Raw genomic sequence first — 244 nt, 5'->3', positions numbered from 1 at the left:
CGTTAACTGCCAGCGACAGGAACAACACCCACATCGTCAGCTCGGTATCGGGTGCTTCCGCCAGCCGCAGCCAGAGGGTCAGCAGCGCTGCCAGGGCCGCTGCTCCGGCCAGTGAACCTCCGGGGTAAGGCACCCGGACGCCCGCTGATCTTCGGACAACCACCGAAAGCTGGATGAACAGCGCACTGGCTGCAGCCGTCACCAGGAGCACTGACGTCGTCGATGCCAGGGGCTCGAATGCAAG

At 64.8% G+C, this 244-nt stretch carries 1 protein-coding gene; it reads right to left on the bottom strand.

All coding sequences use genetic code 11. The features are described from left to right. Positions 1-202 (bottom strand): hypothetical protein (locus SB754_RS22380; protein ID WP_410784475.1); only part of this gene is annotated, 202 nt, incomplete at its 3' end. Positions 203-244 lie beyond the last annotated feature (42 nt).

Source organism: Leifsonia sp. SIMBA_070 (assembly GCF_046534635.1).
Lineage (GTDB): Bacteria > Actinomycetota > Actinomycetes > Actinomycetales > Microbacteriaceae > Leifsonia.
This window is presented reverse-complemented; position numbering and strand designations above follow the sequence as displayed.